The organism is Occallatibacter sp., assembly GCF_035317045.1.
GTDB lineage: Bacteria > Acidobacteriota > Terriglobia > Terriglobales > Acidobacteriaceae > Telmatobacter.
Genome location: NZ_DATHHT010000038.1, coordinates 1 through 23419, shown reverse-complemented (window position 1 = coordinate 23419; position 23419 = coordinate 1). Strand labels below are relative to the sequence as shown.

Below are 23419 nucleotides of genomic sequence, written 5' to 3'. Positions count from 1 at the left end.
AGGGGCGTTACGATATCCAAGACAACTGAACGTACAAATAGCCATGCCTCCAAAGAAAAAATCCGCAAAACTCCTGCACTGCCCCACTTGCGGCATGCTTGTCACCGCGAAGGACGAGGACTTCCCATTCTGCAGCGATCGATGCCGCAAGATCGACCTGGGCAAATGGGCGACCGGCGTCTACAAGATCAGCTCGCCGGTGCTCGATCCCGAGGTCCTCGACGATCTTGGAGAAGTCGGCCGTCAACGCCGGAGCCAGGATGACGAATAGTCCAGCGACCGTGCGCCAGCCGCCCGAAAAACAGCAACGGACAGCTTGGGCCTGGACGATCGCCACCTTCTTCGGCGCGGGCCTCGGTAAGCCAGGCCCCGGAACGTGGGGATCGGTGGCGGCACTGCTGCTGTGGGGTGCAGTCGCATGGCTCTTCCACCCGACGCCCAATGGCCTTTTACTTGTTGTGTTTATCGGGATTGCTTTATCGATTGCCTGCGGTGTTCCTGCTGCCACCGTTGCCGCCCGCGAGAGCGGACGCCACGACCCCGGATTCGTCGTCATTGACGAAGTCGCCGGCCAGTGGATCGCATTGATCGGTAGCCCGGCTGACTTCCGCCATGGCGTAATTGCGCTTATCCTCTTTCGTTTATTCGATATCACCAAGCCCTTTCCGGCACGCCAGTTGGAGAGGTTACCCGATGGCTGGGGCATCGTTTTCGATGACGTGGCGGCGGGGCTGTATGCTTTGGGTGTGGCATCGCTTCTGCGTCTGTGGATCCACTGAGAGAACGGAAATGCCGCGAACACACGTCCAATCCGCTCGGGAAGAAATGACACCGGAACCGCGCATCGACGAGGTCCAGCCGGCGGCAGCTTTGCCGCTCGGCGAGGTGGAGCTCATCGGAGCCAATCTTGGCCCCAATCCCTACGGACCGCCCGTGGTTGTCCTCGGTACGCATCCGGCCCAGGTGCTCATGAGCCGTCCCGGACGCCTCGCGTTCCGTATCCCCGAGAATGCCGGCTCAGGGCTCATTGAGGTCAGAACGCCTGCCGGAGTCAGCAACGCCGCACCCGTGAGCATCGCGCGCGAACTTTCGGGCGGTTTACACCCCGTTACAAGTCCTGCCGTGAGCCGCTCAGGCATGATTTATGCGACGATTTCCGGACAGCGCGGCAAGCAAACCCCGGTTTCTGTAGTTCGTGTCAGTCCCGATGGACGCGGAACCCCGTTTGTGACTGGAATTCTCAATGCCACCGGGTTGGCTTTCAGTCCCGAAGGCGATCTGTTCGTTACCTCCCGCGCAGAGGGAAATGTCTACCGGATCGACGGCGCCGGCGAATCCACCCTCTACGCGGAAGGCATGGGTGTCGCCACTGGAGCTGCATTCGATTCGCATGGCAATCTCTTCGTCGGTGATCGCAGCGGAACAATTTTCAAAATCGATCCGCAACGCAAAATTTTTGTGTATGCCACGCTTGAGCCGAGCATCTCCGCCTATCACCTCGCAGTCAACACGGAAGGCACTCTTTTTGTTACGGGCCCGACACTCTCTTCAAACGATGCGATCTGGGCAATCGACACGCACGGGGAGGCGCGCGTCTGGTATCGCGGCTTGGGGCGCCCGCAGGGCCTTGCTCTCGCCATAAATGGGGATGTCTACGTAACCGCAAGTCTCCATGGCCGTCGCGGCCTCGTTTGCGTAAAGCCGAACGGCGATAGCTCCATCGTGGTTGCCGGAGCCAGCCTTGTCGGCATCGCATTCTCGCCACTTGGAACCACAGTGCTGGCCGATAACGACGCGGTTTATGATCTGGACTTGGAAGTGGAAGGGATGAGTGTCTTCTAGCTCCCCGCAGACCCGGTTGCACAAGCCGCAAAAGGACGGTGAAGTGCAAATTCGATCGAATACGGTTTCGTTAAACTAGAAGCTAGGAGCTGAAAGCTGCCCCCATGAAATCCGAGATCATCGCTGTCGGCTCCGAAATGCTTACGCCGCACCGCCAGGACACCAACTCCCTCTACCTCACCGAAAAGCTCAATGAGATCGGCGTTTCTGTCGCCTTCAAGACAATTGTCGGCGACCGGCGAAAAGATATCGTCGGCGCAATCCAAAATGCGCTTACTCGGACCGACATCGTGATCCTGATGGGCGGCCTGGGTCCCACCGAGGACGATCTGACGCGCGAGGCCCTTGCAGAAGCCCTTGCCGTGAAACTTAAACGCGATGCCCCGCAGGTAGCCGCTCTCCATGCGCGCGCAGCAACCTGGCGCATCTCCATGCCCGAAAATAATCTGAAACAAGCCGATCTGATCGAGGGCGCAACATTTCTTGACAATCCCAATGGAAGTGCGCCCGGGCAATGGCTCGAAACCATCTACTCCGGCTACCGCAAGATCATCATTCTCGTACCCGGCCCGCCGCACGAATGCAAGCCCCTTTTTGACGACGAGTGTTTGCCGCGTCTGCGAGATATTGTGCCCGAGCGCCATCTCGCTCGGCGCACGCTCAAAGCCGCCATGATCCCAGAGTCGCAGGCCGACAAACTCCTCGCGCCCATCTACACCACCTACACCGACGTCGAAACGACGATCCTCGCCCACGCCGGCGATATCCAACTTACGCTGCTCTGCACCAAAAAAAACAAGGACCTCGCGGAGCAGCGCGTCGAAGAACTCGCCACCAAGCTTGAAGAAGCGCTCGACGACTGGATGTACTCCGCTGAAGGCGAGACGCTCGAGCAGATCGTTCTCTACTATCTCGGCCTGCGCCAGGCCACCCTCGCAGTGGCCGAGAGTTGCACCGGCGGCATGGTTGCACAGCGAATCACCTCGGTGCCTGGAAGTTCGCGATCGTTCCTGGGCGGCGTCGTAGTCTACTCAAACGAAATGAAGACGGCCTTCGCCGACGTGCCCGCCGAACTGATCAAGCAACATGGCGCGGTGTCATCAGAGGTAGCTTCCGCGCTCGCCGAAGGCATCCGCAAACGCACCGGCGCAACGTTAGGTCTGGGCGTCACCGGAATCGCCGGCCCCACAGGCGCCACCGAGACGAAGCCCGTGGGCCGGGTATACATCGCAGTCAGCGATGCCCAGACAACCGACTCTTTCGAACGAAACTTCCGCGGCAGCCGCGACCGCATCCGCGAGTGGGCCAGCCAGCAGGCACTCGACCTCGTGCGGCGCCGATTGATATGAACGACGGCTTTTGCAGATTTAATGCGAAAGTTTCGAATTCCGTGATCCTCGTGGATTATCTTCACTAACGTGGCGACAGAGTCTTCCAAAAATCGTCGCCTTGAACGGAGTCTCCCGCATGCCACTTCCCCAGGATGAACGCATAGTCGCTCTCGCCAATGATTTACTCGCCGTCTTTCATACCCTCTTTGGCCCGCACCCCGGATTTCGGCCCGCGCACGCAAAGGGCCTGATGCTGAGCGGAACATTCAAGCCCGCCCCGGGAGCGACCGCGCTCACTAAGGCGCCGCACATCACGCGTGCCTCCACGCCGGTCACGGTCCGGTTCTCTAATTCGACTGGGCTGCCCTCGATCCCCGACAACGCGCCCGAAGCCAATCCGCGCGGTCTCGCTATCCGCTTCAATCTCGCTGAACATGTGCACACCGACATCGTCAGCCACTCGACCGACGGCTTCCCTACTCGCGATGGTGCGCAGTTCCTCGAATTCCTGCGCGCCGCTCTCGCCAGCGGCCCGGATGTTCCGTCGCCCAAGCCCATCGAGCAATTCCTCGGTTCGCATCCAGCTGCACTCCGCTTCGTACAAACCCCCAAGCCCTTCCCCTCGAGCCTTTCCCGCGACACCTACTTCGGCGTGACAGCCTTCCGCTTCATCAACGCGCAAGGCGAAAGCAAACACGCGCGCTATCGCATCGTTCCTGAGAGCGGGAACGACTATCTCAGCGAAGATGCCGTCGCCAAACTTGGCGCCGACTACCACTACGAAGAACTTGGGAGCCGCGTAAAGAAGGGACCGATCCGCTTCAAGGTGCTCGTTCAGGTTGCCGCACCCGGCGACGTCACCGACGACGCGACCGTCCATTGGCCGGAAGATCGCAAGATCGTCGAACTCGGCACTCTTGAGTTGACCAGCGTGCTCGAAGACAGCCTCGTGCAGCAAAAGCACATCATCTTCGATCCCATCCCGCGCGTTGACGGCATTGAGCCCTCCGCTGACCCGCTTCTCGAATTGCGTGCCGCCATCTATCTCCTCAGCGGACGCGAACGTCGGGCAGCAAAGGCCTAGTGGCTTTCCGCAAAGCTCTTATTGGAGAATGCGCAGGAGGTGGCAGCTGGCTGAGATCGGAGCCGTCATCCTTGAAACAGCGGGAGTGTTCATTGCGGTCGGAGGTCTGTACGACCTGCTCATGCCGCACCTCCCGCCGAATCTCACTGCCATTTGTGCCGGCAATGTCCTTGTAGAACGATTGGTTCGCGAACTGCTTAGAGCCTTAGGCGGTGCATTGGTCGCTGTCGGAACAACGACTTCGGTATTGGTCGCAATGTGCGGACGCCCCTTATCTCATTTCGTGCTCATCCTTACCCTCGTCCTGGTCTTGCCGGCTGAAGGCGTGAATGCATTGGGAATGTATAGAGTCAAATCTCCATACCAAATCCCGCTTGCGTTTGTCGCTCTCGCGTTGATCGGTGTATTACTCAGCTGGCCTCGCGCGCTGCGCTGATTAATCCAAAGAAGACCGCTTTCAGTTGACGCAATCGCTGCGTTTTGAAAAACTTGCCCTATATGCGATATAGCGGCAGGGTTGAGTATGCGGACGCCCGAAAAATGCGCATCCGCAACAAGGGATATTACCGGGTTCTGCACTGGCCCATCTGGATCTGGGTCTTCTTCCTCGCACCCGGCCCTCTCGTCTTCAGCCTCTTCGCGCACGGCTTCAGCGTCGCCAACGGCGCATGGCTCGCTCTCGTGCTCCTCGGAACCGGGATCGCCGGCCTTTATGGCCAGTTACCCGGAGTCGAGCCCGCGCCCTACATCCTGCGCTTCGACGAAGATCGCCCCAATCCCCTCTATCGAAAAGTCTGCTACACCTTTGCATGGAATGCAGTCCTGAACTTCGCGCTGCTGAATCTCGCCGGCCTCATCATCGCCGTCATCACCGGCGTGTGGACTATGAAGCAGCTTTACCAATACGTCTACTTCCCGCTCTGCATCCTGATCCTTCTCCTGGGTGCATTTGGCAAACTGCCCCGCGTCGGCAAATCGACAAAGGGCGAAGGCATCGAGCGCCGCTACTTCTACGGCTCAGTGTGGGCGGTGACGATTGCGCAGACCATCCTGCTGATCTTGTGGAAGACGCTGCCTGCAACGCATACCGGAAGCCTGATCAAGCTCGTCATCTATGCTGGCACGCTCTTCGCGATGGGTGTAGCAGCTTACAAAGGCGCTCTTCCGCGTACCCGCCCCATCCTGCCCGGCGAACTCATGGTGGATTGACCACACACCTTGTCATTTCGACCGGTGCGAAGCCTTCGTTCCACACTTCACGCTGTCATTTCGACCGGAGGTCGCTCCCGCGACCGGAGTGGAGAAACCCGCAGTTGTCCTTTCTATAATGCAGCGTCGGCAGTCAGTTCTTTGTAATCCAAATGCTCAGACTTTAGGTTTTTCCGCAAGCTCTTTTAGACCTGCTCCATTCCTGCCGCCACTTCTCTGGCCTCGGCCTCCACTCTTTGCCGCAAGCTCGCAGGCTCGAGAACACGTACCCGTGAACCAAGTCCCAGCACGATGAACTGCGCCATTACCTCATTGTCAAAATCGACTTCCAGCACCTCCTTTCCAGCGTCTCCCTTGCGGCCAGCGTCCCCCGAAGAAGCAGCCTTCGTAACACAACACGCTTGAACGCTCCGCGCCGCATCCGATGTCAGCGAAAGAATCGTGCGATACCCCGCTCTCTTCCGGCCAAATTCAGCAGCAGACGCTCTCCAATGCTCCACCAGGTCAAAGCGCGCCGGCCGATCGAATCCAACCGCCAGCACTGTCACGCGCCTCATGCGCGACACTCGGAACGTGCGCATGCCCTTCGAAGTACGCGCCACGAGGTACCAGGTGAGCCCCTTGGATACCAGGCCCAGCGCATCGACCGTCCGGCTCGATTGCTCCCCATCCTGCTTCGTGTAATCAAATGTCAGCTTGCGATCGCGAGCCACCGCATCCTGCACCGCCGCCAGCATTGACAGATCCTCACCGGTATCGCGCCATCCCGTGGGGTCCACGTGAAGCCGCTGCTGCAGGTGTGCCGCCTGCGCCTTCATCGGCTCGGGCATCGCCGCCATCAGCTTGTTCAGCGCGCTCTGCGCCGCAGCCGCCAGCCTTGGATTATTACCCAGCCCCCGCGGCTGTGCCATCAAGAGCGCCTGGATCTCGGACTCATCGAGACCCGGCACATGCGTCCTCCACCCCTTCTCCAGTTGCCATCCGCCCTGCGCGCCGCGAATGGCCGACACCGGAATCCGCGCAGCACTCAGAGATTCAAGATCGCGATGAATCGTCCGCTGCGACACTTCCAGTTGTTCGGCAAGCTCTCGTTCCGTAACCTGCCCTCGGGCCTGAAGCAGAAGCAGCACGGACATCAGTCGATCAGCCTTCACTCGCTCTCACTTTCCCTCAACATTTCTTACTTTCTCAAATCATATATGACACATCTTGTCATATAAGGTGCGCGATCATATTTTTATCGATGGAGGTCGCCGCAATGAACACCCGCAATGTTCACCTTTTCGTATTCGACTCAATGGCAGACTGGGAAGCCGCATTCGCAATAGCAGGAATCAACAATCCCCAGTTTCAGACCAACCCGGGCCGGTATCGCGTCGTCACCGTTGGATCGACCACGCAGCCAATCACGACCATGGGCGGAATGCGCATCCTGCCCGAAATCAGCCTGTCCGAGATTGACCCGAATCAAAGCGCAATGATCATTCTTCCTGGCGGCGACCGGTGGGAATCGAGGAGCAACGCAGAGGCCATCGAACTCGCACGTGTGTTCTTTGTCGAAGCAGTTCCCATCGCGGCAATCTGCGGTGCAACGCTGGCGCTTGCCCAGGCAGGAATGCTCGACGACTTTCACCACACCAGCAATAGCCGCGAATATCTCGCTGCGAGCGGGTACCGCGGGGGCAGCTTCTACTGCGATGCTCCCGCCGTCACCGACGAAGGCGTCATCACCGCTTCCGGAATTGCCCCGGTCGAATTCGCCCGTGAGATCTTCCGCACGCTCGGCCTCTACAGCCGTGAAGCTCTCGACGCGTGGTATGCGCTCTTTCGATTCGGCGATACTTCCCGTTACGCCGACCTTCTGGATTGCGTCAACCAATAATGCGCCAGGTGAGGCCCTCCCAACGCCCAGGGAGATTGCAATGAATATCTCCGCATCTCCCTGAACAGGTGTCTCAAATTCGACCCGCCGCACCTGCTAAACTCTGTTTCGTCATGCTCCTTGCAGTTTTCTTGATTGTGGCGCTCGGTTACCTGCTGGGTTCCATTCCAACCGGATACCTGCTCGTCAGGCTCTTCCGCCATGAGGACATACGTTCGGTTGGCAGCGGCAACATCGGCGCCACCAACGTGCTCCGTTCCGGCGGAAAGGGTCTCGGTGCAGCCACCTTTCTGCTCGACGTGCTCAAAGGTGCCGCGGCGGTGTGGCTGGGAGCCTTTCTGGCTTCCAAACTGGCGCCGTCCATGCCGTTTCGCGATGCACAAGCCGTCGCAGCGGTTTCTGCCGTCCTGGGCCACATGTTCCCCGTGTGGCTGCGCTTCCGCGGTGGAAAAGGCGTCGCAACCGGCTTCGGCGTCTTCCTCGTCGCCGCCCCGCTGGCCGCCCTCGCTTCCATCGGTCTCTTCGCGGTCGTCCTGCTTCTCACCCGTTATGTATCCCTGGCCTCGATTCTCGGTGCCGCCAGTTTCCCCGTGTTTGCCTGGTTCTTCGTTCACGGCGAAAAGCCTTTACTGTACATCGCTGCACAGATCTTCGTTGCATCTCTCATCATCCTCAAGCATCACCAGAACATTCGCCGCCTCGCCACCGGAACAGAAAGTCGATTCGGCGCGCGGACGCAGGAGAGGAAAACCGCATGAGCCGGATTGTTGTCCTTGGAGCTGGCGCATGGGGAACCGCCATCGCTCTGTCGCTCTCGCGTCGTGGCGGCCACGAAGTTGCACTCTGGGCGCACAACGTCGAAGAAGCGCAGGTGATCGACCGCGCCCGTGAAAATACATTGTTTCTTCCCGGATTTCCGCTGCCCGCAGATCTCGCCGTCACCACCGAAATGGAGCCGATTGAATCCGCCGACATCGTCGTCTCGGTCATTCCTTCCGAATTCCTCCGCTCAACCTTGCTGCGCGTCAAGGCCCACCTGCACAACGGACAGTTCGTCGTCAGCGCCACCAAGGGCCTTGAAAAGGAGACCTTCCTGCGCATGACCCAGGTGATCTCGCAAACCCTCGAGCCCGCGGGCCTGCTGCTCTCCATCGGCGCATTCTCCGGACCAAGTTTTGCAATCGAAGTCGCCCAGGGCCAGCCCACCGCCGTTACCGTCGCCTTCAGCGATCCGCAAATTGCGATCCTCATCCAGCAGGAGTTCTCATCTGAAACGCTGCGCCTCTATAGTTCAACCGATGTGATAGGCGTCGAACTGGGCGGCGCGCTTAAAAACGTCATCGCCATCGCAGCAGGCGTGGCTGCCGGCGTCGGTCTCGGACACAACTCAACGGCTGCCCTCATCACACGCGGCATCGCCGAAATTACACGCCTCGCCGTAGCCTGCGGCGGACGCCGCGAAACACTCGCGGGTCTCAGCGGCACAGGCGACCTCGTGCTCACCTGTACAGGTTCTCTTTCGCGCAATCGCACCGTCGGTCAGGCACTCGGCCAGGGACGTAAGCTCCCCGAAATCCTCGAAAGCCTCGGCGGCAAAGTCGCCGAAGGCGTGCTCACCACGCGAGCGGCCCTGGGATTGGCGCGCCAGCACGACATCGAAATGCCCATCACCGAGCAGATGGAACTGATCCTCGAAAAAGGCAAAGACCCGCGTGAGGCCATTCGCGAACTCATGCTCCGCCCCGGCAAAGGTGAGCTCTAACACGGTCAAGGCCCTCCTTTTCGATTCTCCATCGCCCCACATTTGCAACCAACAAATTAATTGGTAAGCAAATTGCGGTTCGCGCTGCGATAATTCTGGCGCACCGCAATTCCCCTTTTGGCCGTACGGGAGCTCCCGATGAATGCCAGTCTTGCTTCTGCGTCAATTCTCCTTGGACGTCGCAATGCAATCTGCAACATCTTTGCAGGATTGGCCGCCGTTGCCGCCGGTTCAGCATCTCAGGCGCAAACAACACAACCGGCCGAAGAAAAGCCTTGCACTTCTCCCAACCAGGCCCGCACATCGATCCACTATGTTCTCGATTTCAACGCCAGCCCGGAGCGGTTCCATCAGGCCATCCTCGACGCAAAGCATTTCGCTGAATTTTCCGGCATGCCGGCCACCATTGATGCTTCCGCTGGCGGCGCTTTCTCAATGTTCGGAGGGCTCATCCAGGGTCGCAACATCGAGATCGTCGCGAACCAGCGCATCGTACAAGCATGGCGCCCCGCCTCGTGGGCCCCGGGAGTCTACTCTGTTGTGCACTTCGAATTCAAACCTGGCAGCGCCGGAACGAGCCTCGCTTTTGACCACACAGGTTTCCCTTCCGGCTTGTACGACCATCTTGACTGGGGTTGGAAGAACCGTTACTGGGGCCCTCTGAAGAAATACTTCGCTTAAGGTTGCCCCATCGAGAACACGAAGAATGATCGCCTCTATCCTCCCGCAATCGCGCCGATGATGAGCAGCGTCTCCTTTCCATTAGCGACTGATTCCGGCAACGGCATATCGGGCGACTGGTGCGAAAGGTCTTCCTCGCACGCAAAGAACCGCAGAAACGGCCGCCGCTGGCGCGTGTCGTGATCGCGGATGGTTCCGCAGAGCATTGGGTATCGAGCCTCCAGCGCATCCAGCACTGAACGCAACGTCACCGGCCCCGCGATCTCCAGCGCGATATCGCCATCAACACGCGCAAGGTTGCGCAGATGATATGGAATCTCTACGCGCACCGAGCTCGTTTTACCGATCCCTCCGGATTCATCCATGCCGATTGAATAACTCTGTCGTCACTGTCCACTGATCACTGACCACTGTTCACTTCCTCTCACGCCAGCGTCTGAACTTCAACCGACAGCACCGCCGGCAGATCGTGCACGATCGCCTTCCACGAGTCGCCGCCATCCGGCGATACATACACCTGTCCGCCCGTGGTGCCGAAATACACGCCGCACGTATCCAGCTTGTCCACAGACATTGCATCGCGCAGCACGTTCACGTAGCAGTCCTTTTCCGGCAGCCCCTTCGCAAGTTCCTCCCACTCGTTGCCACCGCTGCGGCTGCGATACACGCGCAGTTTTCCATCCAGCGGAAAATGCTCCGAGTCACTCTTGATAGGCACCACGTAAACCGTGTCCGGCTCATTCGAGTTGATGTCGATCACAAATCCGAAATCCGTAGGCAGGTTGCCGCTGATCTTGGTCCAGTTATCGCCCGCATCATCCGAGCGCATCACGTCCCAATGCTTCTGCATGAACAGCGTCCCGGGCCGCCTGGGATTCATCGCGATGTGGTGAACGCAGTGACCCACCTCCGCCGTGGGATTCGGAATGTATTTCGAGTAGAGTCCCTTGTTGATCGGCTTCCACGACTTGCCGCCATCGTCGGTGCGAAACGCGCCAGCTGCCGAAATGGCAATGTACATGCGCTCGGGATCGCTCGGGTCGAGGATGATCGAATGCAAACACATCCCACCCGCGCCCGGCTGCCAGTCAGGTCCGGTGCCGTGGCCTCGCAAGCCAGGCATCTCGTTCCAACTCACGCCGCCGTCCGTCGAACGAAAGATAGCCGCATCTTCCACCCCGGCATAAACCGTATTGGCGTCGGTCAGAGAAGGCTCGACGTGCCATACACGTTTGAACTCCCACGGCTTCTGCGTGCCGTCGTACCACTGATGCGTTGTCAGAGGCTTTCCTGTTTCGCTGGAAGAATCGTACGCGAACCGATTGCTCTTGACTGGCGGCCATTGTGGCGTCGCATCCTCCGGCTTCACGCCTGGCTGGAACCATGTCTTGCCGCCATCATTCGAAGCCTGCAGCAACTGGCCAAACCATCCGCTGGTCTGCGATACGTAGATGCGTTCGGGATCCACTGGCGAGCCCTTCATGTGGTAGATCTCCCATCCCGCAAAGAAGGGTCCGCTAACTTCCCAATTGTCCCGCTTGCCGTCCGATGAAAGGATGAAGGCGCCTTTCTTCGTTCCAACCAACACACGTACCTGACTCATCATTTCCTCCCCCGCGAGTGTTGAGTGCATCGCGAACTCGCAGGCCGTTTGAAGATTCTTCCGCAACCCCCAACCGCAGTTCAAGCGGAAAACCCGGGAATGTTACGAGTTGCGTGAAGAGAAAACGCCCTTAAGGCTGCCAACTTACACTGATGGCACCAACTCCGCTGGCTGGAATCGTATAAAAATGATTTGAACCGCCCTCCCATCGCACCGATCCATCCGCGTGCAGAATCAAAAATTTGAATTGTGATTTGGACCCAGCGGGAACCGAAACGGTAAGCAGCGCATTTCCCGTCGCCGGAATGACGGCGGGCCCGTCGGCCCCATTCCACGTCCTCAACCAAGCGCCCAGCTCTGCCGAGCTGCCCGTCAGCATCACTACATCGCCGGATGCGAGCGCCGGCACGCCTGAGACAGAAAAATTCACCGGGATGAGCTTTCCCGTGGAGGTCGTGAACGCGGACGCACTGGATGTAGCGGACCCGCGCATGACCGTCACCTGCGCGGGTCCGGCCGTGACGTCGGGCACCGTCGCCGTGATCTCGCCATCGGCCCATCGCACGATCTTGGCAAGCTTCTCCGGTCCCCCCACCGAAAAATGCACCGCGCCGCCGCTTGTCCCAAACCCCGCCCCAGTGATCGTCACTAGCGCCCCCGCGTTCGCCACGCGTGGGGTAATGCTGCCAATCGCAGGCCCCGCCTTACCCGCCGCCACCCATAGGGAGACGCTGCGGTGCGGCAGCGTAAAGTTCATCGTCGCGTTGTTATCTTCGTCCGTGCCGGAAACGGTCAATCCCACTCCGCCCATCGTGCCATTCAGATAATCGAAATACGATCCCGGCGGGAGCGAAGTCAAAAGACCGCTGATCGCCTGGTCATTCGTCTCGCTCTTACTGATCGCCACCAGCACCACATTGCCGCCCAGCCTGCGCTCGTAGATGTAGACATCGTCGTTGATCCAGCGCTGCTGCATGGTGCCGAAAGCAATCGCAGGATTCGAAGCTCTCAGTGCCGCAAGGTACTGGATCAGCGTGACCGCATCGGTCGTCCCGAAACTCGTCATCGCATTGCGATCGTACGGGTCGTTGCCGCCGCCTGTGTCGTTATGCAGGTACTGCTCGTCGCCGTAGTACACCACCGGCACGCCCCGGCACGTGAAAACGAAACTTAGTGCCAGCTTCACCGCCATCGCATCCACGCCCATCGACTGGATCCGCGGATTGTCGTGGTTGTCAAAAAACGTAACCAGGTCGTTCGGTTGCGCGAAACCCTCCGCATTCGAATTGCCCGACCGCTCGAGATTCAGTTCGTCGTCAATCTCTTTGAAGCTCTTCCCTTTCGCAAACACATCCACAATCGGTCCATAGAGCGGATAGTCCAACAGATTCATCCCGCTGCGATTTGAAAACTTCACGGAGTCCGCATACAGCGGATCGCCCGAGCCTTCCAGCCACTCGCCAAAAACAAATGGCCGCGCCGTTGCAGTGGGCAACGTCTGCGCACCGCTCCAGTTCGCAATCGAATTCTCGAGGCTGTATTCCCATCCCCAGTTCACATGCTTCACCGCGTCGAACCGAAATCCATCCGCGCCATGGGCCAGCAACTGCGCAACGGCCGACTTGATGTAGTTGTCCACCCACGGATTCGTCTGATCCAGATCGGCCAACCCGAACAGCGTGTCGTACTGCAACTGGTACCGATCCTCGAAATTCGTCATGTTCGGCGTGTGATGGTAATACGGAGTAGTCCCTGTGTCGCTCGAATAGTCCGTCACCCTCACGCCGTTGTTATAAAGCGCGCCATTCTCGCCCACGCCAATATCGTTGGTGTGATTGGCGACAAAATCGACAATTACCTTGATCCCACTCGCGTGCGACGCAGCGGTCAGCTTGTCGAATGCCGCCCAGCCGTTCGCCGCATCGCCGAAGTGCTCTTCGATCCGCATCATGTCGCGCGGCCAAAATCCGTGATATCCCGAAGCCCCGCCACCGTCCGGTTTGTTCGCGTTATCGATCGGAGGCGAAATCCATATCGCCGCCACGCCCATCGATTTCAGATACGCCATCTTCTGCGCGATCCCTGCCAGATCACCGCCCCAGTAATCCCGCCAGTTCGTCGGCTTCGTAAATCCGTTGGGATCGAATTCCCCGATGCTCTGCGCCGGATCGTCGTTGCTCGTGTCTCCGTTAAAGAACCGATCCGTCACAATCTGGTAAATGAATCCCCGGTGAATATCACTGACCGTCGGAATCGGCGGCGGCCCGGGCGGTGTCTGCGCGATCACCGGCACCGTCAGTGCGATCGAAAGGACGATGACAGCCAGGCCGCCTCTTCTTTTCACGTTCAGCATAGGGTTCACCTCAAACACTGCAGGACAGCGGATTTGAATCCCCAACATCCTAGTGCAAAAGACCAATAAGCGCAGGCATCGCCGCAAACACACCCCCGCTCTCCGTGCCAATTCGCTCCAAACCGCTCAATGCTCTAGACTCAAGACTGGAAATCTACACGATGATTACGCTATTTACCGGTTACGACGAAGAACCAAAAGATAAAAAGAAAGAACAGGAAGCCCAGGCCGCCGAAGAGGAGTCGACCCAAAAGTCAGGTTTCTTCTCGCGTATGCGCCAGGCCGTCACGCGTACCCGCGAGACCTTTTCCACGCGCATCAACGAAATCGTCGCTCTCACCCGCGAAGTTGACGAATCAGCTCTCGAAGAACTCGAAACCGCTCTCATCATGAGCGACATCGGCGTCCAGACCACCAACGAAATCATCCAGGCTCTCCGCGAGCGAGCCCGCAAGCAGGCCATCGCCGGCGGCGCTGAACTCCGCGACTTGCTGAAAGCACAATTGCGCGCAATCCTCGAAGCCCCGATGCACCCCGTCGCGACCCCTTCTGCGCCGCCGAAAGTCACCTTCCTCGTCGGCGTCAACGGCACCGGCAAAACCACCACCAGCGGCAAACTCGCAGCGTGGTATCGCGCGCAAAATAAGTCCGTACTCCTCTGCGCCGCCGACACCTTCCGCGCCGCTGCAATCGAGCAGCTCGAAATCTGGGCCGGCCGCAGCGGCGTCGAGATGATCAAGACCCGCCAGGGCGGCGACCCCGCTGCCGTGCTCTACGATGCTGCCAGCGCCGCCAAGGCTCGCAACATCGCCGAGCTCATCGTGGACACTGCCGGCCGCCTCCACACCAAAACCGGTCTCATGGACGAGCTCGACAAGATGCGCCGCACCGCGTCGAAGCTCATTCCCGGCGCCCCCCACGAAGTCCTTCTCGTCATGGATGCCACCACCGGCCAGAATGGCTTGCAGCAGGCCCGCCAGTTCACGCAATCCGCCGGCGCCACCGGCATCGTGCTCACCAAGCTCGACGGCACCGCCAAAGGCGGCATCGCCGTCGCCATCGCCCGCGAACTCAATCTCCCCGTCCGTTTCGTAGGCGTAGGCGAACAGATGAGCGACCTGCTGGAATTTTCCCCGGAAGCATTCGTCGACGCACTCCTGGGATAGTTTCCTGATACTTCCTTTACGGTTTCCCCTCGGTTTCAGCAGTTACACTTCTTCCTGTCGCAATCTATGGATTGCAGAAGATATGAATATCCCGGACACAGACATCTATTGGATGCAGCGCGCGCTCGATCTCGCCCGCCGTGGCATCGGCGTCGCCTCTCCCAACCCCGCCGTCGGTTGCGTCATCCTTGATCGCGCCGGCCAGGTTGTCGGCGAAGGCTGGCACGAATACGACCTGCTCGACCACGCCGAAATCGTCGCGCTCAACGAAGCAAAACAACATGCGGGCGACCGCCTCAAAGGCGGCACCGCCTACGTCACGCTCGAACCCTGCAATCACACCGGCCGTACTGGCCCCTGCACCCAGGCGCTCATCTCCGCAGGGCTCGCCCGCGTCGTCGCCGCCACTGGCGATCCTAATCCCGACGTCAACGGCCACGGCATGGACGTGTTGAAAGCAGCAGGCATCCAGACGCAACTCGGCGTCTGCGAAATCGAAGCCCGCCGCATCAACGAAGGCTTCGCCCGCTGGATTCAGCACAAGCGCCCCTTCGTGCTCATGAAGGTGGCAATGACGCTGGACGGCCGCATCGCCCCGCCATCCGGCCATCACGCCGCGCGCGAACCCTACTGGATCACTAGCGAACTCGCCCGCGCAGCCGTGCAGCCTCTCCGCTGGCAAGCCGACGCCGCACTCACCGGCGTTGACACCGTCCTCGCCGACGACCCTATGCTCACTGACCGCAGCGGCCTTCGCCGTCGCCGCCCGCTCCTCCGCGTCGTTCTCGACTCCGCTCTGCGCATGCCGCTCGATTCGAAGATGGTGCGCGGCGTTCAGAACGACGTCGTCATCTTCACCGTCTCCAAAGACGAAGCCCGCATCAACGAACTTCGCACGCGCGGCGTGCGCGTCGAAGTTCTTCCCGCTGATGCCGGAGCCCCCGGTGACGGTCGGGAGCCCGCGGGGCGGTCTCCGGGGTGGCAGGCGGGCCGCGTGCCCCTCGGCAAGCTGTTCGACAAACTCGGCCAGGAAGGCATCCTCACCCTGCTCACCGAAACAGGCACGCGCCTGAATACTGCCCTTCTTGCCAGTGGCATGGTCGACCGCGTCCACCTCTTCGTCGCCCCCCAGATCATGGGCTCTGATGCGGTACCAGCCTTCAAGGGCATGCCCACTGCCATCCACATGGCTGAAGTAGAAGTGGAACGTTACGGCAATGACCTCGGGCTTTGCTCGCTCCTTCGCGATCCCTGGCGCAAGCAACCTTGAAGAAAACGAAACAACCCGCCCACCATAACTAGCAAAATCAGATGTTTATCATTTAGTAAAATTCTCGTTAAAATCTGTGCGCATCCAGCGACAACCCCTACCCCGACATATCACGTCCAATCTGATGCACGTTCCGGCCCTCTTTTCAGGACGGATGGGTGCCAGTTGTTCTGCGACGGGGGTCGCTCGGGCGATGCTTCACCATACTTTGAACTTCCTCGGAATAGGCATCCTGTCGGCAGTGCTCGCCGTTGCCGCCATCATTTGCACTGCGCTGCGCATCGATAAAGATCCGGCAGTCGACGGACCCCGCGCGCTCATCTCGGAGTTCATCGGCCTCTGGCTCGCCTTCACCTGCCTCGCCTGGAGCTTCATGATTGCAGGTCCGGCAAATCTTCAATGGGCGTTGCGAGGGTTGGCCGTCGGCGCCGCTTTGATTGCTTTCACGTTCGCGGCTTACTTCGCCGGAACGACCGAAGTGCGCATCAGGCTTGATGAAGAGCCAAGCGGATTCGACAATCCCACCACGAGCCTCAAGCTGGATCTGGATCAGCCTCCCGCTCCACTTCCGTCCGGCTCCGATACGCAGCTCCAGAGTGCACCTGGTCTGAACTCAACAACACAATAAATTAGTGCTCGGTCGAGGTTTTGGAAAAGTTCGGTTGCTCAGGAATCGCCGCGCCATCCGCACGCGGATCTGATGCCCCGAAGTTCATGCCCGTACTGTTGTCGTGCAATACGGCCTGCCCGCGCCCCATCTGCGACGTGTAATCAGGATGCACCTGCAGCACGTGTCCCATCTTCGTCAGCGCATCAATCGTCGCCTGCGTCACCCGCGACTCAATCACGATCTTGCAGGCCAGTTGCTGCCGATCGGTAAAGCGCGGCTCTTCCATCGCAGCCTGGATGTTCATGTGGTAGTCCACCACGTTCGAAACAAACTGCGCGTGGGCCAGCGGTTGATTCAATCCGCCCATGATGCCGAATCCGATGTGCTGATCTCCGTGCTCCATAAACGCCGGAATGATCGTATGAAATGGCCGCTTGTGCCCCGTCAGCGCATTCGGCGACTTCGCATCCAGCGAGAACAACCCGCCGCGATCCTGCAGCGCAAACCCCATCCCCTGCACCGTGATCTGCGATCCAAAGTTCTCGTAGTTGCTTTGAATGATCGAAAGAATGTTCCCTTCGCGATCCACCACGCTGAAGTACGTCGTATCGCTCTTCCCCAGCGCCCCCGGCGCAACCGTGCAATTCGCATGCTCCGGGTCGATCAGCGCCGCCCGCTTCGCCGCATACTCCTTCGATAAAAGCTCCTCCACCGGAATTTTTCCGAATCGCGGATCGCCGTCATACGCCTTCACGTCGGCATACGCTAACTTCATGGCCTCGATGCGATTGTGTAGCTCTCCCGGACTGTGCGCGCCCCCTGGATCAGCGGGAAACCGTTCCATGATGTTCAGCATCTCCAGCGCGGCAATGCCGTCGCCGTTCGGTGGCAACTCGTAAACCGTCCAGTCTCGATACGTCGTGTGCACCGGCTCCACCCACTCCGCCGAATACGAAGCAAGATCGGCCGCCGTCATCGTTCCGCCCAGATCGTCCGACGTCTTCAAAATCGCCTTCGCAATCTCGCCCTTGTAGAAAGCCGACTCGCCCTGTTCGGCAATCAGCCTGAATGCGCGCGCCACATCGGGATTGCGAAAGACCTCGCCTGTTCCCGGTGCCTTCCCTCCAGGCAGAAAAACTCGCTTGCTCTCCGCGTTCGTCAGCAGACCTTTTTCATCTCCTGCCCACCACGCATGAATAATCTCTCCCACCGCAAATCCGTGATCGGCATAAAAGATTGCCGGCTGAAACAGTTCGCGCCACGGCAGCCTGCCCCACCGATCGTGCAGCTTCGTCCATCCGTCCACCACGCCCGGCACAGTCACTGAGTCGATCCCAAACTGCGGCATCTTCGTAACGCCCTTCGCCTGCAGATGATCGATGGTCAGCGCCTTCGGTGCCCACCCGCTCGCATTCAGTCCGTAGAGCTTCCCTGCCTTCGCGTCCCAGTAAATCGCAAACAGGTCGCCGCCCATCCCGTTCGATGTTGGCTCCGTAACATTCAGCACTGCATTGGCCGCAATGGCTGCATCGATCGCCGACCCGCCCTGTTCCAACACCCGTGCTCCCGCCTGCGAAGCCGAAACCTGGCTCGTAGCAACAATTCCATATTGCGTAGCAACCACCGATCGCCCATACGAACGATCCTGCGCCTGCAGCACTGTGGTAATGCCAAGGAATGTGAAAGCCGAAACAGCAACAGCAATCGTGGATTGAAGTAAAGCCATGGGCAGAGTCCTCGGAGTCAGATTGATTTGCGCCTGGTGAGATTTCTGTCGAAACTACGAACGTATCAGAGCAGGATACGGCTTCCGTAGTACATTTGCGGTGTGCGCTCGCTTCTTGCCATCGTAGCCGCCTTTGCTCTCGCAGCCATTGCGGTCGCCCAAGAACCCGTCACGTTCTCCACTGAGGACGGTGCCACCATCGCCGCACTGCAGTATGGCTCCGGCGAACGCGCTGTGTTGCTCGTTCACGGTGGCCGATTCACCAAAGAAAGCTGGGCGAAACAAGTTCCTGTCTTTCGATCTGCGGGATACGCAGTCCTTGCGATTGACCTTCGCGGCTTCGGGCAGTCGCACGGTCCCGGCGAAAAGGATCCGAGCGGCGAGCAGCAGGCCCTCGACGTGCTCGCGGCAGTGCGTTATTTACACAGCCACGGTGCGAAGACAGTATCCATCGTCGGCGGCAGCATGGGCGGATCAGCAGCAGGCGACGCTTCCATCACTTCGCGGCCAGGCGAAATCGATCGCATCGTCATGCTCGGTGCAGCGCCGAACCTGCCGGCTGACAAGCTCAAAGCCCCCGCACTCTTCATCGTTGCCCGCGACGACACCAGCGGCAGCGACGGCCTGCGCCTTCCCGGAATCCGCACGCAGTACGAAAAAGCTCCCCAGCCCAAAAAACTGCTCATCCTCGAAGGCTCCGCCCACGCGCAGTATTTGTTTCAGACCGATCAAGCCGACCGCGTAATGCGTGAAATCCTTTCCTGGCTCTCGCAGAAATAACCGAGTCGAACGGCCAGGCCCTCACCACAATGGCGCGACAGGCGCCGCTTCCAGCGCCGGCTTCGGTCCATCATCGATCAGACCGAACAGTTGTAAGCCTCACGGATCACGGCCGCGATCGTCGCCTCACCGCTGAACCCCAGGTGACCCAATCGCCCAAGCGAAGGCGATTCATCTCCGTCAAGTCCCCGCAACATTCAATTTCTCTAAATAATTCATTCCAAACGCAAAATTCCTTCAGCAGTTTTGCAGGTAATTTCGCGTCAAAGGCGCACAATGAAATTCAAAGAGATGAGAGTTTCCGGCAACTCAAAAGCCGATCACGACAACAAGCCGGAAATGCCCGGAAAGAACACAGCAAGAAGAGGTGTTTTCCAGACAGCTCAGTCCTGTTGACTCCAGAAACGCCACTAAGTTCTGTGACAAGAAATATTTGGGATTTAAGTTCAATGATGTGAAATATTTACAGCGACACCTTATCTCTAACGCCTTTAAATCCAGATGCTTGCTTCCAGAGACGGGGTGGGGGCATCCACACGCAACCATTCAGTTGCATATCGCAATACCCCAAAACGCGCCTGGTCCCTAATCCCTTAAAATAAAACCATGTTCACCGGCATCATCGAGCAGACCGGCACACTCATCAGCCTCACCGATCGCGGCGGCGTGCGACGCATTACTGTTGAAGCGCCCGGCGTCGCTAACCGCCTGCGCGAAGGCGATTCTCTCGCTGTCTCCGGAGTCTGCCTCACCGCGCTCGATGTCGATCCGACTTATTTCCACGCCGACGTCGCCCAGGAAACGCTCGACCGCACGTCTCTCGGCGCCCTCAAGCCCGGCGTGCAAGTCAACCTCGAACTGCCCACCGCCGCCGGTAGCCCTCTCGGTGGCCACATCGTCCAGGGCCACGTCGATGGAACCGGAGTGATTGTGTCGCTCGACCCGGTCATCCCTGTCACCAGCTCTGACTTCAACCGCGAAACCACTGACTGGACCCTGAAAGTCCGCATCCCCGACAACCTCCGCCAGTGGATGGTGCACAAGGGCTCCGTCGCCATCGAAGGCATTAGCCTGACGATTGCGGTAGTCGAGGACGACACGATCTCAATCGCTATCCTGCCTCTGACGTACTGGCGGACCAACCTGCACACGCACAGTGTTGGTTCAACCGTGAACGTCGAGGCCGATGTGCTGGTAAAGCTCGCCTACCAACAAATACGATCCGCAAAAAAACCGGAATTCGACCTGACCGAGCAATGGCTCACCGCAAACGGCTACTGAACATTCGTTGGGGTTTCGTTTCAGGACAAGATAGTTCCCATTCGCCGAGCTTTAGCAAAGTACGAGGCGTCATCCTGAGTGCACGAGCCCCCAAGCGCACTTCAGCTTGAGGGTGGTAAGCGAGGGATCTGCTTTTCTGCGTTCCCAGACTTTGCGCCTACGGCTTCGCCACCTTCGGCGGATCCGTGACGTACTCATCCCCCGTCCGCGCCAGGATCTGTCCGCGCCGGTCGGTCAGCACTTTCAGTTGCTTCGTAACCTCTATGAACTGCTGCTTCTGCTCTGCAGCGAGTTGCCCGACCTCAGCGGTCTTGTTCAGATCGTCCAGTTCAGTTTGAACCTTGGGCAGTTCGCGATCGATCAGCACCGGATGAATATTCGGAGCCTTCGCCTTCCCCGCCGCCAGCGCATTGCGATTGTTCTCCCCCCACACCGGCAGCATGCCCACATGCGCCAGTTCCACCCGCATGCCCGCTGGCCCGAAATCATTCCGCACCACTGAAAACAGCCCGATCATCGAGTCGCGCGGATCGCCATCCTTGTCCGGCATCAGTCCATCCACATAGTTGCGCGACTGGTTCGACAAAAAATTTCCCAGCGAATAGAAAATCACCGCCATCCGCCCATCCGCCGTCGTATACGTCTCGATCTGCTGCAGCACGTGCGGATGGTGTCCAACAATCACCGATGCCCCGGCATCCAGCATCTTGTGCGCAATGTCCACATCTTCCGGCCGCGGTGCTGGCGCGTATTCAATCCCCCAGTGAACGGAAATCACCAGCATGTCGCACTGCGCCTTCGCCGCCTTCACGGCCGCCAGCACCTGCGCCTCATCGGCCCCCGGCGCGCCCGTCGACTCGCCCGGATACGGGAAGAAATTCACATGCGGCTGGTCGTCCTTGTCAGGGTTGCGGTTGCCATTGAGCCACCGCGTCATTCCCAGCCAACCCACCTTGATGCCGTTGGTTTCCACGATCACCGGTTGCCAGGTTTGGCCCGCCGTATCCCCCGAACCCACAAACTGCAGCCCGATTTCACGCAGATGCTCGCGCGTCTCCGTAAACCCAGCCCAGCCCTGGTCCATCACATGGTTATTCGCAAACGAAACGATCTTGATACCGTTGGCCTTAAGTGCCTCCGGCAGCGCCACAGGGGCATCGAACATGAACGGCTTCGACCCCTTCGAGTGAGCGGGCGCCACCGGCGTCTCCATATTTACAAACCCGAAGTCCGCGCCTTTGAAGACATCGCCGACGTCCCCCAGAAGCGATCCCCACCCTTCAGCGCCGCCTCCGGCAGCCTCGGCGGCCGCCCGCACCGGCTCGTGTGGAATCACATCTCCACCCACCGCGAAACTCACCCGTGCAAGCTCGTGGGGATAGGGCGCCACGGCAGCAGCCCGATGCAGCTTCGTCGCAAATCCGCTGAAATACGAGGCCGCCATCACCACGCCCAGCAGCATCAGGACGGCAAGCGAAGCGGCACGCGGACTCAGCCCCAGAAAGTTGCCGTTTTCGGCCCCTTGTCCCGGGGGAATCCCTTCGCCGCCTGTCTTCATCCATCTAGCCGTTTGATCCATGGGGGTGGTCTGGCTCACCCCCAGCATACCCTGCGGAAAAGACGCCGGTTAACCCCATTTTGAACTTAAGTACCCCCAGCGTCGGCTACCCTGCAGTTGGAAGTGACAATCGACGAACGCTTCTGCTGGAATCTGCGTCTATCTATTGAGCGAAACTGTTACCCTTGAACAGGAAAGCGAACCGAAAGGCCGGCAACGCCCCCGGGGCCGGGCCGGCAACCTGACCTATGGCAGAGTTCGTAATCAAGTTAGCCGATGAACGCGGTCATGTAATGGAGCAGGTACAGACCGCCTCCACCGCGGAGGAGCTGCGTGCTCGCTTCTCCCACGCGGGCTACCACGTCTTTTCTGTCCGCGCCCGTTCCGGTCTGAGCGGAATGTCGCGGCGCAAGGTCAAGCTCGAGCCGTTCCTCATCTTTAATCAACAGTTTCTTACTCTCATCCGAGCCGGCCTGCCCATCCTCGGCTCGCTCCAGATGCTCTCCAAGATCCAGAAGAGCCCCTATTTCCGCAGCCAGCTCGATGACATTTCCAACCGCGTCAAAACAGGCGAATCGCTCTCCGGCGCGTTTGAGGCGCAGTCCGGAATGCCCGTCATCTACACCACCACCCTGCTGGCCGGCGAACGCTCCGGCAACCTGCAGGAGGTCCTTGAGCGTTACATCGGATTCCAGAGAGTCTCGCTTACCTTCCGCAAAAAACTCACTGCCTCGCTCATCTACCCGGGTCTGCTTCTCACCATCGTGACTGGCCTGCTCGTCTTCATGTTCACGGTGGTCATTCCCCAGTTCGCGCAACTCTACGACCAGATGGGCTCCCAGTTGCCCAAAATGACCCTCCTGCTTTTGGCCTTTGGCAAATGGACGCAGCACAACATCCTCTGGATCGCCCTGACCGTACTCGCGATCGGCGTGGGACTCTGGCGTTTTTCCATCACTGAGAAAGGCCGCGACACCGTCGACGGCATTCGCGTGCGCCTGCCGATCTTCGGCAAGATCTGGCTCAAGTACCAGGTCGCGCTCTTCTCGCGTACCCTTTCCACCCTGCTCACCGGCGGACTTCCGCTCGTACCCTCCCTCGAAACCGCCGCCCGGTCCATCTCCTCGCGCCGCGTATCCAGGGCCGTCGGGTCAGCAGTCAGCACCGTGCGCGAGGGCAAAAACCTGGCCGACTCGCTCTCGAACACCGGCGTCTTCCCCGACCTGTCCACTGAAATGATCTCGGTCGGCGAACAGACCGGCGCTCTTCCTCAAATGCTCA

At 59.3% G+C, this 23419-nt stretch carries 22 protein-coding genes; 16 read left to right on the top strand and 6 right to left on the bottom strand.

The window, feature by feature from the left end:
* The first annotated feature begins 43 nt into the window (after nt 1-43).
* The 6 genes from VK574_RS18375 to VK574_RS18350 all read left to right on the top strand — a co-directional run bounded on the left by VK574_RS18375 (nt 44) and on the right by VK574_RS18350 (nt 5466).
* Nucleotides 44-271, top strand: coding sequence for a DNA gyrase inhibitor YacG (locus tag VK574_RS18375; protein ID WP_472801327.1), 228 nt, complete (start codon nt 44-46; stop codon nt 269-271).
* Complete coding sequence (locus VK574_RS18370; RefSeq protein WP_472801326.1) at nt 261-779, top strand: phosphatidylglycerophosphatase A family protein; 519 nt, start codon at nt 261-263, stop codon at nt 777-779. The genes VK574_RS18375 and VK574_RS18370 overlap by 11 nt, the downstream gene beginning before the upstream one ends.
* 10 nt (nt 780-789) lie before the next feature.
* The gene (locus tag VK574_RS18365; protein ID WP_472801325.1) at nt 790-1842 is read left to right on the top strand and encodes a gluconolaconase; all 1053 of its coding nucleotides are present in this window, start codon (nt 790-792) and stop codon (nt 1840-1842) included.
* Between the two features lie 104 nt (nt 1843-1946).
* Nucleotides 1947-3191 (top strand): competence/damage-inducible protein A, encoded by a 1245-nt coding sequence (locus VK574_RS18360; protein WP_472801324.1) that lies wholly within the window; start codon nt 1947-1949, stop codon nt 3189-3191.
* 118 nt (nt 3192-3309) lie between these two features.
* Nucleotides 3310-4257 carry a catalase family peroxidase gene (locus VK574_RS18355; protein WP_472801323.1) on the top strand — a complete coding sequence of 316 codons (948 nt, stop codon included), beginning with the start codon at nt 3310-3312 and terminating at the stop codon, nt 4255-4257.
* A gap of 540 nt (nt 4258-4797) precedes the next feature.
* On the top strand, nt 4798-5466 hold the full coding sequence (locus VK574_RS18350; protein ID WP_472801322.1) for a hypothetical protein: 669 nt from the start codon (nt 4798-4800) through the stop codon (nt 5464-5466).
* A gap of 185 nt (nt 5467-5651) precedes the next feature.
* Here VK574_RS18350 and VK574_RS18345 read toward each other — a convergent pair whose 3' ends face one another.
* Nucleotides 5652-6620, bottom strand: a complete 969-nt coding sequence (locus tag VK574_RS18345; RefSeq protein WP_472801321.1) for a helix-turn-helix transcriptional regulator — start codon at nt 6618-6620, stop codon at nt 5652-5654.
* Nucleotides 6621-6724: 104 nt separating this feature from the next.
* On the opposite strand from VK574_RS18345, the gene VK574_RS18340 reads away from it, so the two are divergent.
* The 4 genes from VK574_RS18340 (at nt 6725) to VK574_RS18325 (ending at nt 9791) form a co-directional block, all read left to right on the top strand.
* A complete protein-coding gene (locus VK574_RS18340) occupies nt 6725-7348 on the top strand; it encodes a type 1 glutamine amidotransferase family protein (RefSeq protein ID WP_472801320.1) in 624 nt (207 codons plus the stop codon).
* 113 nt (nt 7349-7461) lie between these two features.
* Nucleotides 7462-8106, top strand: coding sequence for a glycerol-3-phosphate 1-O-acyltransferase PlsY (plsY, locus tag VK574_RS18335; RefSeq protein ID WP_472801319.1), 645 nt, complete (start codon nt 7462-7464; stop codon nt 8104-8106).
* Nucleotides 8103-9110, top strand: coding sequence for an NAD(P)H-dependent glycerol-3-phosphate dehydrogenase (locus VK574_RS18330; protein WP_472801318.1), 1008 nt, complete (start codon nt 8103-8105; stop codon nt 9108-9110). Before plsY ends, VK574_RS18330 begins: the two co-directional genes overlap by 4 nt.
* A gap of 138 nt (nt 9111-9248) precedes the next feature.
* Nucleotides 9249-9791 (top strand): SRPBCC domain-containing protein, encoded by a 543-nt coding sequence (locus VK574_RS18325; protein WP_472801317.1) that lies wholly within the window; start codon nt 9249-9251, stop codon nt 9789-9791.
* A 35-nt stretch (nt 9792-9826) separates the two neighbouring features.
* On the opposite strand, the gene VK574_RS18320 is transcribed toward VK574_RS18325, so the two are convergent.
* The 3 genes from VK574_RS18320 to VK574_RS18310 form a co-directional block, all read right to left on the bottom strand.
* The gene (locus tag VK574_RS18320; protein WP_472801316.1) at nt 9827-10156 is read right to left on the bottom strand and encodes a MoaD/ThiS family protein; all 330 of its coding nucleotides are present in this window, start codon (nt 10154-10156) and stop codon (nt 9827-9829) included.
* Nucleotides 10157-10215: 59 nt separating this feature from the next.
* Nucleotides 10216-11394 carry a WD40/YVTN/BNR-like repeat-containing protein gene (locus VK574_RS18315; RefSeq protein ID WP_472801333.1) on the bottom strand — a complete coding sequence of 393 codons (1179 nt, stop codon included), beginning with the start codon at nt 11392-11394 and terminating at the stop codon, nt 10216-10218.
* Between the two features lie 130 nt (nt 11395-11524).
* Nucleotides 11525-13747 carry an alpha-amylase family glycosyl hydrolase gene (locus tag VK574_RS18310; RefSeq protein WP_472801315.1) on the bottom strand — a complete coding sequence of 741 codons (2223 nt, stop codon included), beginning with the start codon at nt 13745-13747 and terminating at the stop codon, nt 11525-11527.
* Nucleotides 13748-13908: 161 nt separating this feature from the next.
* On the opposite strand from VK574_RS18310, the gene ftsY reads away from it, so the two are divergent.
* The 3 genes from ftsY to VK574_RS18295 all read left to right on the top strand — a co-directional run bounded on the left by ftsY (nt 13909) and on the right by VK574_RS18295 (nt 16811).
* Nucleotides 13909-14913, top strand: a complete 1005-nt coding sequence (gene ftsY, locus VK574_RS18305) for a signal recognition particle-docking protein FtsY (RefSeq protein ID WP_472801314.1) — start codon at nt 13909-13911, stop codon at nt 14911-14913.
* Nucleotides 14914-14995: 82 nt separating this feature from the next.
* Nucleotides 14996-16183, top strand: coding sequence for a bifunctional diaminohydroxyphosphoribosylaminopyrimidine deaminase/5-amino-6-(5-phosphoribosylamino)uracil reductase RibD (ribD, locus tag VK574_RS18300; protein ID WP_472801313.1), 1188 nt, complete (start codon nt 14996-14998; stop codon nt 16181-16183).
* 193 nt (nt 16184-16376) lie between these two features.
* The gene (locus tag VK574_RS18295) at nt 16377-16811 is read left to right on the top strand and encodes a hypothetical protein (protein ID WP_472801312.1); all 435 of its coding nucleotides are present in this window, start codon (nt 16377-16379) and stop codon (nt 16809-16811) included.
* A gap of 1 nt (nt 16812) precedes the next feature.
* On the opposite strand, the gene ggt is transcribed toward VK574_RS18295, so the two are convergent.
* A complete protein-coding gene (gene ggt, locus VK574_RS18290; RefSeq protein WP_472801311.1) occupies nt 16813-18519 on the bottom strand; it encodes a gamma-glutamyltransferase in 1707 nt (568 codons plus the stop codon).
* 102 nt (nt 18520-18621) lie between these two features.
* Between ggt and VK574_RS18285 the strand changes: the two genes are divergently transcribed.
* Together VK574_RS18285 and VK574_RS18280 are read left to right on the top strand one after the other, a co-directional pair.
* On the top strand, nt 18622-19299 hold the full coding sequence (locus VK574_RS18285; protein WP_472801310.1) for an alpha/beta hydrolase: 678 nt from the start codon (nt 18622-18624) through the stop codon (nt 19297-19299).
* 606 nt (nt 19300-19905) lie between these two features.
* Nucleotides 19906-20580: a riboflavin synthase gene (locus tag VK574_RS18280; protein ID WP_472801309.1), complete on the top strand. Its 675-nt coding sequence runs from the start codon at nt 19906-19908 to the stop codon at nt 20578-20580.
* A 157-nt stretch (nt 20581-20737) separates the two neighbouring features.
* On the opposite strand, the gene VK574_RS18275 is transcribed toward VK574_RS18280, so the two are convergent.
* Nucleotides 20738-22159 (bottom strand): CapA family protein, encoded by a 1422-nt coding sequence (locus VK574_RS18275; RefSeq protein ID WP_472801308.1) that lies wholly within the window; start codon nt 22157-22159, stop codon nt 20738-20740.
* Between the two features lie 227 nt (nt 22160-22386).
* On the opposite strand from VK574_RS18275, the gene VK574_RS18270 reads away from it, so the two are divergent.
* The coding region (locus tag VK574_RS18270) for a type II secretion system F family protein (protein ID WP_472801307.1) at nt 22387-23419 on the top strand (1033 nt) is incomplete at its 3' end.

Coding starts and splice junctions, on each gene's coding strand:
- VK574_RS18375 (WP_472801327.1), top strand. CDS start 44: ATGCCTCCAAAGAAAAAATCCGCAAAACTCCTGCACTGCCCCACTTGC.
- VK574_RS18370 (WP_472801326.1), top strand. CDS start 261: ATGACGAATAGTCCAGCGACCGTGCGCCAGCCGCCCGAAAAACAGCAA.
- VK574_RS18365 (WP_472801325.1), top strand. CDS start 790: ATGCCGCGAACACACGTCCAATCCGCTCGGGAAGAAATGACACCGGAA.
- VK574_RS18360 (WP_472801324.1), top strand. CDS start 1,947: ATGAAATCCGAGATCATCGCTGTCGGCTCCGAAATGCTTACGCCGCAC.
- VK574_RS18355 (WP_472801323.1), top strand. CDS start 3,310: ATGCCACTTCCCCAGGATGAACGCATAGTCGCTCTCGCCAATGATTTA.
- VK574_RS18350 (WP_472801322.1), top strand. CDS start 4,798: ATGCGCATCCGCAACAAGGGATATTACCGGGTTCTGCACTGGCCCATC.
- VK574_RS18340 (WP_472801320.1), top strand. CDS start 6,725: ATGAACACCCGCAATGTTCACCTTTTCGTATTCGACTCAATGGCAGAC.
- plsY (WP_472801319.1), top strand. CDS start 7,462: ATGCTCCTTGCAGTTTTCTTGATTGTGGCGCTCGGTTACCTGCTGGGT.
- VK574_RS18330 (WP_472801318.1), top strand. CDS start 8,103: ATGAGCCGGATTGTTGTCCTTGGAGCTGGCGCATGGGGAACCGCCATC.
- VK574_RS18325 (WP_472801317.1), top strand. CDS start 9,249: ATGAATGCCAGTCTTGCTTCTGCGTCAATTCTCCTTGGACGTCGCAAT.
- VK574_RS18320 (WP_472801316.1), bottom strand. CDS start 10,156: ATGGATGAATCCGGAGGGATCGGTAAAACGAGCTCGGTGCGCGTAGAG.
- VK574_RS18315 (WP_472801333.1), bottom strand. CDS start 11,394: ATGAGTCAGGTACGTGTGTTGGTTGGAACGAAGAAAGGCGCCTTCATC.
- VK574_RS18310 (WP_472801315.1), bottom strand. CDS start 13,747: ATGCTGAACGTGAAAAGAAGAGGCGGCCTGGCTGTCATCGTCCTTTCG.
- ftsY (WP_472801314.1), top strand. CDS start 13,909: ATGATTACGCTATTTACCGGTTACGACGAAGAACCAAAAGATAAAAAG.
- ribD (WP_472801313.1), top strand. CDS start 14,996: ATGAATATCCCGGACACAGACATCTATTGGATGCAGCGCGCGCTCGAT.
- VK574_RS18295 (WP_472801312.1), top strand. CDS start 16,377: ATGCTTCACCATACTTTGAACTTCCTCGGAATAGGCATCCTGTCGGCA.
- ggt (WP_472801311.1), bottom strand. CDS start 18,519: ATGGCTTTACTTCAATCCACGATTGCTGTTGCTGTTTCGGCTTTCACA.
- VK574_RS18280 (WP_472801309.1), top strand. CDS start 19,906: ATGTTCACCGGCATCATCGAGCAGACCGGCACACTCATCAGCCTCACC.
- VK574_RS18275 (WP_472801308.1), bottom strand. CDS start 22,159: ATGGATCAAACGGCTAGATGGATGAAGACAGGCGGCGAAGGGATTCCC.